General features: G+C 48.1%; 11 protein-coding genes. 7 read left to right on the top strand and 4 right to left on the bottom strand.

Annotated elements, in window-relative coordinates:
* Positions 1-39: 39 nt before the first annotated feature.
* From GON05_RS27245 to GON05_RS27235, 3 genes are all read right to left on the bottom strand, one after another.
* Entirely contained in the window at positions 40-429 is a 390-nt protein-coding gene (locus GON05_RS27245; protein WP_127457053.1) for a hypothetical protein, read from the bottom strand.
* 103 nt (positions 430-532) lie between these two features.
* Positions 533-1,150 (bottom strand): PH domain-containing protein, encoded by a 618-nt coding sequence (locus GON05_RS27240; RefSeq protein WP_157323636.1) that lies wholly within the window; start codon positions 1,148-1,150, stop codon positions 533-535.
* Positions 1,151-1,281: 131 nt separating this feature from the next.
* A complete protein-coding gene (locus tag GON05_RS27235) occupies positions 1,282-3,873 on the bottom strand; it encodes an Ig-like domain-containing protein (RefSeq protein WP_181646605.1) in 2,592 nt (863 codons plus the stop codon).
* Positions 3,874-4,143: 270 nt separating this feature from the next.
* Between GON05_RS27235 and GON05_RS27230 the strand changes: the two genes are divergently transcribed.
* The 6 genes from GON05_RS27230 (at position 4,144) to GON05_RS27205 (ending at position 11,502) form a co-directional block, all read left to right on the top strand.
* The gene (locus GON05_RS27230; RefSeq protein WP_181646604.1) at positions 4,144-5,880 is read left to right on the top strand and encodes a methyl-accepting chemotaxis protein; all 1,737 of its coding nucleotides are present in this window, start codon (positions 4,144-4,146) and stop codon (positions 5,878-5,880) included.
* Between the two features lie 282 nt (positions 5,881-6,162).
* Positions 6,163-7,137 carry an ABC transporter substrate-binding protein gene (locus GON05_RS27225; protein WP_157323631.1) on the top strand — a complete coding sequence of 325 codons (975 nt, stop codon included), beginning with the start codon at positions 6,163-6,165 and terminating at the stop codon, positions 7,135-7,137.
* Between the two features lie 66 nt (positions 7,138-7,203).
* Positions 7,204-8,214, top strand: a complete 1,011-nt coding sequence (locus tag GON05_RS27220) for a FecCD family ABC transporter permease (RefSeq protein WP_157323629.1) — start codon at positions 7,204-7,206, stop codon at positions 8,212-8,214.
* Positions 8,211-9,251 (top strand): FecCD family ABC transporter permease, encoded by a 1,041-nt coding sequence (locus GON05_RS27215; protein ID WP_157323628.1) that lies wholly within the window; start codon positions 8,211-8,213, stop codon positions 9,249-9,251. The genes GON05_RS27220 and GON05_RS27215 overlap by 4 nt, the downstream gene beginning before the upstream one ends.
* 33 nt (positions 9,252-9,284) lie before the next feature.
* The gene (locus GON05_RS27210) at positions 9,285-9,866 is read left to right on the top strand and encodes a nitroreductase family protein (RefSeq protein WP_157323626.1); all 582 of its coding nucleotides are present in this window, start codon (positions 9,285-9,287) and stop codon (positions 9,864-9,866) included.
* Positions 9,867-9,960: 94 nt separating this feature from the next.
* A complete protein-coding gene (locus GON05_RS27205) occupies positions 9,961-11,502 on the top strand; it encodes a helix-turn-helix domain-containing protein (protein ID WP_157323624.1) in 1,542 nt (513 codons plus the stop codon).
* A gap of 67 nt (positions 11,503-11,569) precedes the next feature.
* Here the strand turns inward: GON05_RS27205 and GON05_RS27200 are convergent, their stop codons facing one another.
* Entirely contained in the window at positions 11,570-12,859 is a 1,290-nt protein-coding gene (locus tag GON05_RS27200; protein ID WP_157323622.1) for a glycoside hydrolase family 18 protein, read from the bottom strand.
* Positions 12,860-13,047: 188 nt separating this feature from the next.
* Here GON05_RS27200 and GON05_RS39085 point away from each other — a divergent pair, with 188 nt between their 5' ends.
* Entirely contained in the window at positions 13,048-13,821 is a 774-nt protein-coding gene (locus GON05_RS39085) for a hypothetical protein (protein ID WP_246239505.1), read from the top strand.

Below are 13,821 nucleotides of genomic sequence, written 5' to 3'. Positions count from 1 at the left end.
CCTGCCTCCCGAAACCGGGAACAGTGCTCCTAGAATGGCTTATTCCGAATAAGAAGACTCCGAACGGCTTCGGATACCGAGCAGCCCCAGCAGTCCCAACAGGCCGATATAGCTCCATCCGCCCCAGCCCTTATTTGCTTTGTCCTGGGTAGGGACCATTAATGCTTTCATTGAGGTTGGCGGTGTAAGTCCATATGCCGCGGCATGTTGCTTCATATCCGTAGTCATATGCAGTCTTGCCTCTGCCCCAGGCATACCGAATGGATTGGTCTGATAAAAAGTGGGCGAACCTTGCTTGGCCGCCTCCCAGCTTTCAGCAGATGAGATCATTTGCTGATTATGAGGATGCTTACGATAATGATGAGCCCCAAGCAGGACGGTGATGCACAAAAATGAAATCAAAGCCAGTTTCATAAATCGGGGAAACATGTTCCATACCTCCAAGCACGTCTTAAATAGTGGCCTGTTAATGCAGGTAGGATTAGCTTCCCCAATGCCTGAAAACATATGTATTTAATAAATGAGAACAATCTTATTGATTAATGAATTTCTCAAAAACGAAGCCGAAATCCTTGACTTTGTACTGCTTATGCGTGCTCACAAGCCAGTCGAAAGCACCTTGATTCACCTGCTTAAATTCCTCAGAGAGCTTCTGCCCCTCGGTTTTCGTCGTACGGTTTAATGTGGCGGAAGCCAGCTCGATACTTTGCTTCGCGTAATCAAGGAAGTGCTCGTTTTCCTGTGTGATTTCGGAAACTTTAAACAGAGCTTTATACAAGTCTTTCAGTTCTTCAACATGCTTTTTGTGTACATCAATCGAGAAATGGACAGAACCCAGCACGAATTTGATCTCCACATCGAGATCGACCGTACCTGCTGTTTCGAAAGAGACTTGGGAAAGAGCATATTTGCTGTAAGGGTAGCGGTTCAGCACCCGTTTCTTGCTTATGGCGCTAGTGCCGTCGAGATGAATTAATGCTTGGTTCGTGAAGCAGTATTCATCCGATTTGGATTTAATCAAAAAGAAAATTTTCTCGTTATCCTCATGCATAACGTAATCATCGGCATCGACCTTATCGTAATTTTCAGGCTTAATCACGGAACCTACATCACTTAACCCCAGAATATCAGCCGCTACTTTACCAAACATAATATCAACCCTCTCATGAACAAATAAGTACCTATTTAGTATAGTACAAAATATGGAAAGCAGGCGAGTGTTATGACGCAAAAAAAGGCTACCCAGAAGTAGAAACATCTACTTGAGGATAGCCCTTTGTACTATTTAGTAACCGTCACTTGAACCGTTGTTCTCATGTTGGAATACGTCACCGTAATTCTTGCTGTTCCTTTACCGGTTGCTTTGATGATGCCGTCTTTCACATCTGCGATCATGATGTTCGACGATGTCCACAAAGCTGGTTTCGTTACATCTTCTTCAGATCCGTCCGTGTATGTGGCTAGAGCGTTAATGTTGGCTGTGCCGCCTTCTTTGAGCTCAACTTTGACCACATCGGTTTTCAAATATTTCAAGGAGTCGATTTCCACAGGAATCGCAACCATTTTGCCACCGAAGGACCCGGTAATCGTTGTTTTACCAGAAGCTGTAGGTGTGAAAAGTCCATTTGTCACGGTACCCAGCTTATAGGCACTAACTTTCCATGTCGCCGATTCTGTGACATCTTTCGTTGTGCCGTTCGACAGCGTTGCTGTCAATTTAATTTGGACTTGATCGCCTCGTTTTGTGACGATGAACGTCTTGTCTGCCGTGAGTCCTGCAACTACGCCGATTTCAACCGGAATCGAAACGCTTTTGCCGCCGTAAGTTGCCGTAATGGTTGCTTTCCCTCGTGATACCGGAGTTACAACCCCTTTGGATACCGATACAATTGCGTTATTGCTTGTTTTCCACTCTGCATCATTAGTAACTGTACGCGATGCGCCTGAGGAATCGGTAGCCGTCAAAACAATCGTGCGTGTTTCATTCATGTCAAAAACAAGATTAGGTACATTCGCCGTTAGATCACTTGCCATATCGATTTGAACCGGGATCGTAACTGTTTTGCTGTCTAGTTGAGCTGTCAATGTAGCTTCCCCAGAAGCTATAGCTTTCACGACTCCGCCGTCAACCGTCGCGGTTTTCGCATTGCTGCTTGTCCAGATCACGTCGGAAGTCACATCTTTTTTCGTTTCATCCGTGTAAAGCGCTTCGGCTTTCAAGTTCACTGTGTCGCCTTTTTTCATAATCAGCTTCTCTTGGCTGACCGTAAGGCTTTTCAATACGCCAACAGACACTTGAATGACCGCTGTGCGCGTTCCATATTTCGCCGTAATGGTCGCTGCGCCTGTAGCAAGACCGAAGATTTCGCCATTCTGTGCTTCCGCAATGTCCTTGGAGCTGGTTGTCCACTCCGCTTTGTTCGTAACATCCACCTCGCGGCCGTCCTTGAAAGAGGCCATCAAAGTGACTTTATCGGAACCGCCGATTTGTAGATTAACGGTTTTTTTGCTTGGTTTGATAATTGTAGGGATATCAACTTCCACTTTCGTAGTTGTTGTTTTGCCGCCGTATTTCGCAGTTATTGTAGCGACACCAGGTTTGTAAGTTGTGACTTTTCCTTTGATAACGAAAGCTACGTTCTCATCATCTACGCTCCAGTCGGCGTTATCCGTAACGACTGCGCTTGTGCCGTCGGCATAGGTAGCGTGAAGGACCAGAAGCTGCTCTTGTCCTGTCTGTAAGGAAACAAGATCGGTATCTACAACCAAGCGGCGCGGAACTTCCACGTCTACATTGGCTACAACAGCTTTATCTCCGTATTTCGCGTAAATCTTCGCTTCGCCGATCGCGATTGCAGAGAGCTTACCTTTTGAAACTTGAACGATATCCGCATCACTGGACGCCCACTCGGCGCGATCTGTGATATCTTCCGTTTTGCCGTCGGCATACGTAGCGGTTAATTTCAATACGCCAGTAGTATCTTTCTTCAGAAGCAAATTCTGTTTATCTAATTCGAGTTTGAGCGTGCTATCCACGTCAACCGTAATTGTCGTAGATTTGGTGCCGTAAGTTGCTGTCAGGTTGGCTGTTCCCACGCTGTAGCCTGTAACTTTACCTTTGATAGCGTCGGCGACATTAGGTTTATCTGTCGTCCAAACCACTTTCTCTGAAACGTCGGCCATATCGCCGTTTGGATAAGTTGCCATTATTTTAATGTCAGCTGTTCCGTTTAAAAGCAAGGAAACGGTTGAGCTCTCCGCGTCAATACGGCGGACAACCTCAACATCAACAGGTACCGTCAGGGATTGATTCATATATTTGACCGTTACGTTTGCGCTGCCTGGATTTTGTCCTTTGACCAAACCGTTGGTAACCGTAACGATGGAGCTTGTATCTACCGTGTAGTCTGCTTTACTCGTCACATCCTCGGATGTGCCGTCATCGTAATAAGCGGTAATTAATAGTTGATCTGTGCCATTCAGACGCAGCTCGAGAGAGCGTTTGTCTGTCGTTAACGATTTTACTTTTTTGCTTACAGTGACATTCACGATTTCGGTTTTACCCATATATGTAGCGGTAATTACAGCTTTACCTTCTTTTTTGGCTGTTACTACACCTGCATAAACGGAAGCAACGTCTGTCGTACCGGAATTCCAATCCGTTTTGACCGTTGCATTCTCGGTAGATCCACTTACGAAAATAGCGGTTGCTGTTAGATTCGCAGTATCCCCAACTTGCAAAGCAAGCTCATTCTTGTTCAGGACGAGTTTGGAAATCTCATCAGCGGCAAAGGCGTTTCCTGCGATTAAAGATTGACTGGCTAAAATGAAAATGAATACCAAGGATAACCACTTGCTGTGTCTAAACCTCACGTTAATAATCCCTCCGATATCGTTCCGTAATTAAGTTATGAATGAAAAACTGGGAACCTAATTAGTATCGGATAATCAAGACTCGAAATGAATAGCTGTCACAATATCTACCGAATTTTAACCTTGGGATGATAAAAGAAATTTCATTTTTTCATAAAACAACTTAAAACAATTAATAAAAATAAAATAAATAAAAATTAGTTGTGTTTATTGTCTACTTTTTGAATGACCTGTATATTTAAAAGCAGATTACTCAGGGGAGATGAGAAAATGAAGAAGATCAGATTTATAAGCATCGTTGGAAACTTGAAAATTAGCATGAAAATATTGGCGTTGAATGTGTTGGCTGTAGTTTTCCTCATCGTTCTGACGGTGACGAGCTTCTTTTTTCTCAGTGAAATCAACAAAAAAGCGGAAAAGATGTACCAAAGCGATTATTTGCCAACAACTTGGATCAATGAAGTGGAGAGTAACGTTCATACCATAAACGACAGGCTCCTGGAGCATGTCTTAACACCGGATAACCACTACAAGGATGTACTAGATAATGAGATCAGCAAGACGCGTGTCAAAACCAATCAATTATTGAAAGATTACGAAGCATCTTTGGAAGGGGAGCCTGTAGGGATCTTATGGATATCCAAGTTAAAAGAGGCGCTAATCTCTTACGAGGAAGATCAGCGAAAAGTGGAGTCTCTGTCGGCATCAGGGCAAACTCAAGAGGCTTATCAACACTATAAAACACATATCAAAAGCAAGATGGAAGACATCCACGGTTATGTGGAGAGCTTGCTGAACGACCGTTTGGAAACATCGGAGGCGATAAACAAAGAGCGCAACCAGCAGTACCGACATCTGATCTGGACATTGATCATATCCTCGGTTTGTGCGATCGGCATCTTTTATGTGATTGGAAGATGGTTATCAGCACTCATTGTCAGACCGATGCATGTTATGCAGAGACTCATGGCCGAAGCGGAGGCGGGGAACCTTTCTCTGTCCATTGAGGGGGCTGTTTCGAAGGATGAGGTTGGCAATTTGCAGCGCTCGTTCCAATCCATGTTAATCAGCCTGAGGGCGTTTATTGGAAATGTTCAGCAGGGTGCACAGGTCCTCACCCAGCAGGCGGAGCAGTTCGCAAGCCATGCGGAGCAAAGCAAGCTGGCTGCGGAAACGATCGCTGTTTCAACAGACTCTTTGTCGCAAGGCATTCAGGAGCAAGTGGCTATTGTTACAGAGACGTTATTTACCATTCAAGTTGTGAAGGAGGAAATGGCTGCTATTAGCGCGGACAGCCGTCATATGGCGCAGTTGGCCGAATCGGCAGATCAGGTGTCATTAGCCGGAATGGAGGCTGTAGGGAGAATGCGGGAGCGGATTGGGCTCGTTTCTGACAAAGTTTCGGCGGCAGGGACGATTGCGAACGAACTGCGTGACAGCTGTGGCCAAATAGGTTCCATCATTCGCGTCATTACGGAAATCGCGAAGCAAACCAATATGCTGGCATTGAATGCTTCTATCGAGGCAGCCAGAGCAGGGGAGGCCGGCAAAGGATTCAGCATTGTAGCGGGAGAGGTGCAGAAGCTGTCTGGACAAACGAATGATGCGGCGAAACAGATTGCAAGTCTTCTTCGTGAGATTGAAGACAAGGCCGGGGAGGTGGATACGGCGATGTGTCAAGGGATGAAGCTGACGGAAGATGGCGTGATCGCTTCACAACAGGTGAACGACTCGCTGCTGTCGATGAAACAAGCTTTTGGCGGAGTCTTAATGAAAGTGGAGGATGTGAGCGCAGCGATCGCCCAAGTTACAACCCGCAGCGACGAAGTCGTTACGCATATGGAGCACGTTACGGAGTCTGCGAACATAGGGGCGGCTGCGAGCCAGGATTCAGCTGCAGCTAATGAAGAGCAGCTCGCCATGATGGAGGAGATCTCCACCTCCTCCAGGATGTTGTCCGACATGGCAGGACAGCTTCGGGAAGCAGTTGGCCGTTTCCGTGTATAAACGGAGCGCAGAAGGGCAGAACGTCAGTTTATTAACTGGCATTCTGTCCTTTATTTTTTGCGCAGTCCTGAATTGGAGCTGCTCACTCACACGCCGGGACACTCGAGAGAGAATAAGACAAGAAAATAGATAAAATCGGATATGTACAATGCGAAATGATACAATTATAATGATAATGATAATTATTATCAATTAAATAAAAGGGGCTAGCATTCGCATTCAAATAAAGATGACTCGATCATCGTCTTTGGTTGCCTTGCAGAACAAGGAGGAAGAAAGAAAATGAGAGCATTGCAAATTGTACTTGCCTTAGTGCTGACATTTGCACTATCGGCCTGCGGCACATCCGCAACAACAACGAAGGAAAGCGCAAGCAGCCCTGCCGCTCCGGCAGCAACTGCGGGAGAGAAAACGATTAAGCACGCGATGGGTACCGTGACGCTGAAGAAAAAGCCTGAGCGCGTTGTCGTTTTGTTCAACGGCATGACGGATATTACCGCTCATCTGGGTGTGAAGCCGGTAGGTTCGGTTCAGTCTTGGGAAGAGAAGCCTTGGTATAACTATCTTCGCGCCAAAATGGATGGTGTGAAGGATCTTGGAGAAGAGACGCAGCCGAACGTCGAGGCGATCATTGCGCTTAAGCCGGATCTGATCATCGGGACGAAAGCCCGTCATGAGAAGCTTTACCCGCAGCTTAACAGCATTGCGCCAACGATTATTACAGAAGAAATTTTCGACTGGAAAGCAAATTTGAAGTATGCCTCTGACGCTTTGTACATGAAAGAAGAAGGGGACAAAATCCTCGCGGATTGGGATAAGAAGGTTGCCGAATTTAAGCAAAAAGCAGGCGACAAACTGGCGAAAACGGAAGTGTCGATCGTCCGGTTTGAAAGAGACGGCAGCGCACGCTTCTATGCAACAGGATTTGCCGGCACAATCTTCAAAGAATTAGGCTTGGCGCGTCCGAAAGCGCAAATTCTTGAACCGGGCAAGGCAGTTCTGAATTTGACGACGAAGGAACAAATGCCGTCGCTGGATGGGGATTACATATTCGACATCACAAGGCTGAATGCTGAAGAGCCGGCGGTTGAGAAATCCCAAAACGATTGGACCGCGCATCCGCTCTGGAAAAATCTGAAGGGTGTTAAGAACGGTAAGTACTTCAAAGTTGACGCGATTACATGGAACTTGGCGGGAGGCTCGATGGCTGCGCAAGCCATGTTGGCCGACCTCTACAAATACTTTGATATTAAATAATGAAATGCGTAAAGGAATGAGCGATCTGATCGCCCATTCCTTTACGAGCATAGGGAGACTCTCAAGATGAACCTTAATAAAACAAGTTTATGGAGAGCCGGTTGGTTGCTGATTTTTATTCTTGTTATGCTTGGCTGCTTCGTCGCGAGCATTCTTTTTGGCACCACGCGCTATGATTGGGCGACGGCATGGTCCTCCATTTTTCACTATGACGAGAGTGTGAATGAGCAAATTATATTGCGCACGACCAGATTGCCGAGAGCTTGCATTGCCTCAGCGGTTGGTGCCAGCTTGGCGATTGCCGGGGCCTTGATGCAGACACTAACCCGCAATCCGCTTGCGTCGCCAAGCGTGCTGGGCGTGAATGCGGGAGCCTCCTTTCTGGTTGTGCTGGCTGCGGTTACATTCTCAGTGTCCTCACTGCAGGCGTTGATGTGGATTGCTTTTATCGGAGCGGCGGTAGGCGCTGTCACGGTTTACATGCTGGGATCTATCGGGAGGGACGGCCTGACGCCACTTAAGATCGTGCTGGCCGGCTCTGCGATGACGGCGCTGTTCGCATCTTTCACCCAAGCCGTTCTCGTATTGAATCAGCAGGGAATCGGTACGGTGCTCTTCTGGCTGACGGGCACGGTTGCAGGGCGTTCCCCTGATTTTCTTATAGCCGTGCTGCCGTATATGGCTATCGCTTGGGTAGCTGCCTGGCTGCTCTCCAAGGACATGAATTTGTTGCAGATGGGGGAAGAAGCAGCGAAGGGACTAGGGCAAAAGACGGTCTTTATCAAATCATTAGCAGGTATTTTTATCGTTGTTCTAGCGGGCTGCTCGGTATCGGTTGCCGGCCCGATCGGCTTCATCGGTATTGTCATCCCGCATATTTCACGGTTTTTCGGAGGTTTGGACCACCGGTGGGTCATTCCCTACTGCGGGGTGCTCGGTGCAATTTTGCTCATGATGGCTGATATAGGCGCTCGGTTTATTGCGATTCCCGAGGAAATGCCAGTTGGGGTTATGACAGCAATCATCGGCGTTCCGTTCTTCATCTACATCGCGAGGAAGGGGCTGGCCAAAGCATGAAGCTGTACAACACAATTCGATTCAAGGGCGGAGCCATCTCTTATTTGGTACATAAGAAATCCCTGCGCATTATGCTCATTCTGCTATTTGCGTGTCTTGCAGTAGCAATCATTAGTACGGGGCTTGGGGAAATGGTCATTTCTCCATTGGATGTGCTTCGCAGCATCTTCGGGATGGGGGCGGAGGATCACGCTATGGTGATTCAGAAAATCCGTCTCCCCCGCATCATCATAGCCTTGCTGGTCGGTGCTTCCTTGGCGGCGGCAGGAGCTATTCTGCAAGGCATCATTCGCAATCCGCTAGCTTCGCCAGATATTATGGGCGTAACAGGTGGTGCCTCCGTTGGTGCGGTGACGTTCCTGACGTATTTCATTGGCGTCTTCAGCATCCGCTGGCTGCCAGTTGCAGCAATGCTGGGCGCAGCTATTGTTTCCATTATTCTTTATACTCTTTCTTGGAAAAAGGGGATCACACCGGTTCGACTGGTTCTGGTCGGTGTCGGCATGGCCGCCTTGATGTCAGCGGCGACAACGATGATGCTTGTGTTCAGCCCGACGAATGACCCGGCGCAAGTTTATCTATGGTTGACAGGTTCGGTGTACGCGTCGAACTGGGAAAATGTTTTAACTGTACTGCCATGGACGGTACTGCTGCTCCCGCTTTCGTTCATCATGGCTCGGCATATCAATATCGGCCAGCTAGGCGATGATCTCGCGGCAAGTGCCGGCAGCGCCGTGGAGAGAAATCGCCTGATCTTGCTGCTGATCAGTGTGGCGCTTGCCGGTTCGGCCGTCTCCGTGGCGGGCGGCGTGGGCTTCGTTGGCCTGATTGCGCCGCACATGGCCCGGAAGCTGGTTGGCTCCAGCTTTGAAAATGTGCTGCCTGTCGCTGCCTTGCTCGGCGGAACGGTAGTCATGCTGGCAGATCTTGTGGGGCGCACGCTTTTCCTTCCGCTAGATGTGCCGGTAGGGGTATTTACTTCTGCCATCGGTGCGCCATTTTTCATTTATTTGCTCTATACCAAACGAAATGCCTGACGAAACAAACCGAGGAACGAGAGGAACATACATATGAGCTTATCCGAATATACAAGGAATCAAAGCAATCCAATTGCCAAGGTCATTAAAAGCAGAAGAACGATCAGGACGTTTAAGGACACTCCAGTTTCAGACGAATTGCTATTGGAGCTGCTGAATGTGGCGATTTGGGCGCCGAATCATGAGAACAGACAGCCTTGGCGTTTCCTTTTGTACAAAGGAGAGGGACGGGTGGCTCTGGCCGATGCGATGCTGGAAACTTACTCGGATGAGGAACGGGAACAGTATGGGAAGCGCAAACGCGAGTATTTTCTGGAGGTGCCGGTCCATTTAATTGTGGTGTTGAAAGAGGATAGGCGTCAAAAGCAGTGGGATGAAGACTACGCAGCCGCTTGCGCGCTTATTCAAAATTTCCAACTCGCCGCATGGGAACAAGGTCTTGGCGTCGTTTGGAAAACGAACCACTATAATTATGAAGCGAATTTTCGGGAAGCCATTGGTATTCAGCCGGAGGAGAAGATTGTTGGTGTCCTGCATATTGGTTATCCAGAAATCATTCCGCCTGAACAGAAGCGCACGCCTGCAGAGGAGCTGCTGACGATTATTGATAAATAAACGATTAAAACCCTTTTCAAGCCGGGAATGAGCATATAAAATAGAGTGTGTGATAATCATTCTCATTCTTAAATTGGCAAGGGGGAAGTTGTGCATGTTTCCGGCATCGGGTTCCGAATTCGCTTTTGTATACTTCTCTTCTATTGGTAAGCGCCGGTATCACAACCGCAATACCTTGCAGACAAGGAAAAGTCCGAGTGAACTACTGGTCATCGTGGTGGAGGGCAAGGGCAATCTCTATACGGAGCAACAACTGATTCCCATCAAGCCGGGGCAATGTATATGGCTAATGCCAAACCAGACGTTCGAGGTGTTGCAGGAGTCGGACATTATAGAGGTGTATCTCCTTGCAGTCCGGAAGTTGATCGTGGCTAGAAGCAAAAGGAACTGGCGTTGTTCCCCACAGGCCGCTAAGCCTTCAGAAAAGCTGAGTTCCGTCATGATGAGGCCGCTGCTGAAAGACGTAGAGCGCCTCTATGAGGAGAGCAGAAACGCGAGCGTAGATGACCCTGGTTTGCAAAGACGCTTTCAGAACCTGATCTGTGAAATCAATGAGAGGTTTGCCACACAGCGTGAGGTCGAAGAGACTGCTGTCGGCATCGAGCGAACCCTTAATTATATGCATAAGCATTACAATGAAAAGATTAAGCTGGAAACGTTGTCTGCTCTCATAGGACTTACGCCTTCCTCGTTTTCGAGGAGCTTTAAGAAAGCCAAAAATATGTCTCCGGTTGAATATCTCAACCAAATCCGCATCGATACCGCCAAACGCCTCCTGGAGGATCCCAGATGCTCGGTCAAAGTAGCCGCAAGCGCCGTTGGTATGGGCAGCGAGTTTTATTTTAGCCGGATGTTTAAAAAATCTGTGGGCTTATCGCCAACCCTCTATATAAAAAGAAAGCAATTGAAGGTTGCAACTGCCACCTGCTTTGGATATAAGGAGTGTTTGCACTCCTTGGGCGTTGAAGACGCTTTTGAGTTGGGCGGGTATCTGTCTATGCGAACCGTGGAAGATAAGAGACATGTGGAGTTTAAGCTTGAGCAAATGCGGGAGTATGGCCCGGATATCATCCTCACCGATGTCAGGCACATGCCTTTTTATGAGCAGTTGAAGCAGATTGCACCTACGGTTGTTGTTCGTCTCAGTATGGACTGGCGAATGGCCTATATGCATTTGGCCGAGTTGATCGGCAGAGAAGCGGAGGCAAGGTGTAACACCCTTCAACTTACGGCCAGAGTCAGGGCGGCGAGGGATCGACTGTCGCATACAATCGGCAATCGAACGATTTCCCTGATCCGGCTGCAAGACGGGAAGATTCGTCTCCAAGGGAAGTCGGATCACCCTTTGAACAACCTCCTGTATACCGAGTTGGGGCTGCAGCCGGGCAGTTGGGTGCCTCGCAACCTAAGAGACAAGGAAGTTACGCCTGAGAGCTTGGCGGCCTTCGGCACCGATTATTTGTTGGTTTACGAGGACTCACCTGCTGACAGCCAGTTGCTGCAGTCAGTAATCCAGCAGAGCGCCACAGATGCTCAGAGCCTCAAAATGCATCTAATACCGAATTGGATAAGAATGAGCTGGGTGCCATCTGGTCAGCATCAAATCATCGATAGCTTGGAGCAATGGGAGGATTAATCCTACATTGCCGTTATAGCAAAACCGTCAGGGGTCCCTGACGGTTTTTTACTGTTTCATGCTGCTGTTATCCACGTTTGACGACTTTGAAATTTTCCTCCAGAAGCAGCCAGTTTTGAGGGAATCTAAGCCCCAACTTCCAATAACTGATACCGCGTAAGCCCAGTTCTTTCAGCAAACGGAACTTTGCCTGTATGGAGCGGGCATCCTCAAACCAGACCGTATGCTCTTTGCCGGCATCATCCCAATAGTTGAAGTGAGGAGCCTGCGCTGAGTAATCGTATAAAATCTGCGCGTTGTATTTGCGGGCCAAATCGATCGCAGCTTGCGGGGAGACGGCTTTGGCGAACGGACCGCCTTTCACGAAAGGCAGCGTCCAGTCATAGCCGTACAGGTTCTGGCCCATCATGACTTTGGATGCCGGCATTTCACTTATGGCATACTCAAGTACTTTACGCACGGGACCAATGGGGGAGACTGCCATAGGCGGACCTCCGCTATAGCCCCATTCGTACGTCATAATGATAACAAAGTCGGCGATTTGACCATGTGCTCTATAGTCGTGTGCGGAGTACCACTCGCCCGCTTGGGTGGCGCTTGTTTTGGGCGCGAGCGCCGTCGACATCAGGTAGCCTTGCTGATGGATCAGATCGGCTGCCTTCCGCAGGAAGCGGTTGTAGGCATCCCGATCATTCGGATATAGATGCTCTATATCGAAGTGAATATCTTTGAATCCAAGCTCCTTGGCCGTGGATAAAATCGTTTGGAGCAAGCGGTTCTGAACGGTTTCGTCCTTGAGAATCACATGCCCAAGCTCCGCACTGAACTGATCCTTCTCCAGGTTGGTCACGACCATCATCAGGGTGGCCCCATGCTGCGAGGCGATGCCGCCAAGATCGTCGAGAGGAGGAGACTGCAAAGTCCCGTCCCGCTGAATGCGGAAGGAGAAAGGGGCTAAGTAAGTAAGATGTGGAACTGCTTCCCTGGCGGCTTGCGTCAGGGCTGGTGACACTTCGTTCCCCCTTGCTTCCAAGTAAGCATTAACTTCCGCTTGTGTGCGGGGAGCTGGAGGGATATATATTCGGAAGCCGACGGGTAAAGGCTGATACAGGGTGAGTCCATTGATAGATGCAAGTTCGTGGAGGTCAAGACCGAGCTTATGAGCAATGGAATAGAGGCTTTCGCCGGGCTGTACCCAATAGTACGAGCCTACGATTGGAATGACCAATGCCTGTCCGATGACCAGTGATTGGCTGGGCGTCATCTCATTGGCTGCAGCAATCGTATCCACGGACACACCGTATGTTTGCGAAATGCGATATAACGTCTGTCCTCTTTGGACAACGTGGATTTGCATGGGGATTCCTCACTTTCTTACGTAAGCAAGGAACCGGATCCGAGCCTACTTTTTTCTTTACCATATTCCAAATCGGGCGAGTGGGTGTATGTCTACACACAAACAATTGTCGTAAAGGCATGCATATCTTACACACCAGCGAAGATAATAGAATAACTGGAAACTTATTCTTCATAAGGATGCTGCACATGCCACAGAAACCCCGCCGTCAAATCGCTTTCGTCAGTTTATTAGGCATTACCCAGCTGCATTTGCGGAATCCCTATATTATTGCTTGGTGGTCTGCGGCTTTCCCGGGCTTCGGACATTTGCTGCTATCCAAGTACTTTCGCGGCTTCATGCTGATTGGTTGGGAGATGCTGATTAACAGCCAAATGCATTTGAACGAAGCTATTGTGTATACCTTCACGGGGCAATTCGAGAGAGCCAATGAGGTGTTAAACATTCGGTGGATGTCTCTCTATGCTCCTGTTTATTTATTTTCCATCTATGATAGCTATCGCACCGCTGTGGATATGAATCATCACTATTTGCTTGCCAGGCGGGAAAACGCGCCGATTGAACCCTTCAAAATGTCTGGCATGGAAATAAACTACTTAGATAAACGCTCCCCTTGGCTAGCCGTTGTCTGGTCGCTGCTGATGCCGGGAATGGGGCAGCTCTATACCCAACGTATTATTAATGCCTTCTTTGTTCTTGGGAATTGGATCCTTGTATCCTATTGGTCCCATTTACTTGAAGGAATTCATTATCTCTTGTATTGGGACCTATCTAGAGCGAGCAGCGTTCTACATATGCACTGGATTCTATTTCTGCCGTCTATTTATGGGTTTGCTGTTTATGATGCTTACGTCAATACGGTCGAATATAACAAGCTATTTGATCATGAACAGGCTGTGATGTTAAAAAGCAGCTACCAACCCTCACAGTTTTCATTTCCTAAATCACCGCTTCGAAAATAA

Source organism: Paenibacillus anseongensis, assembly GCF_009757995.1.
GTDB lineage: Bacteria > Bacillota > Bacilli > Paenibacillales > NBRC-103111 > Paenibacillus_E > Paenibacillus_E chondroitinus.
Note: the sequence above shows the minus strand (reverse complement) of the source record. Positions and strands in the feature narration are given on the sequence as shown.

What these genes read in the sequence shown, in the direction of transcription:
- GON05_RS27200 (WP_157323622.1), bottom strand. Translation starts at nt 12,859, where the DNA reads ATGCAAATCCACGTTGTCCAAAGAGGACAGACGTTATATCGCATTTCG.
- GON05_RS27205 (WP_157323624.1), top strand. Translation starts at nt 9,961, where the DNA reads ATGTTTCCGGCATCGGGTTCCGAATTCGCTTTTGTATACTTCTCTTCT.
- GON05_RS27240 (WP_157323636.1), bottom strand. Translation starts at nt 1,150, where the DNA reads ATGTTTGGTAAAGTAGCGGCTGATATTCTGGGGTTAAGTGATGTAGGT.
- GON05_RS27225 (WP_157323631.1), top strand. Translation starts at nt 6,163, where the DNA reads ATGAGAGCATTGCAAATTGTACTTGCCTTAGTGCTGACATTTGCACTA.
- GON05_RS27245 (WP_127457053.1), bottom strand. Translation starts at nt 429, where the DNA reads ATGTTTCCCCGATTTATGAAACTGGCTTTGATTTCATTTTTGTGCATC.
- GON05_RS27215 (WP_157323628.1), top strand. Translation starts at nt 8,211, where the DNA reads ATGAAGCTGTACAACACAATTCGATTCAAGGGCGGAGCCATCTCTTAT.
- GON05_RS27220 (WP_157323629.1), top strand. Translation starts at nt 7,204, where the DNA reads ATGAACCTTAATAAAACAAGTTTATGGAGAGCCGGTTGGTTGCTGATT.
- GON05_RS27230 (WP_181646604.1), top strand. Translation starts at nt 4,144, where the DNA reads ATGAAGAAGATCAGATTTATAAGCATCGTTGGAAACTTGAAAATTAGC.
- GON05_RS27210 (WP_157323626.1), top strand. Translation starts at nt 9,285, where the DNA reads ATGAGCTTATCCGAATATACAAGGAATCAAAGCAATCCAATTGCCAAG.
- GON05_RS39085 (WP_246239505.1), top strand. Translation starts at nt 13,048, where the DNA reads ATGCCACAGAAACCCCGCCGTCAAATCGCTTTCGTCAGTTTATTAGGC.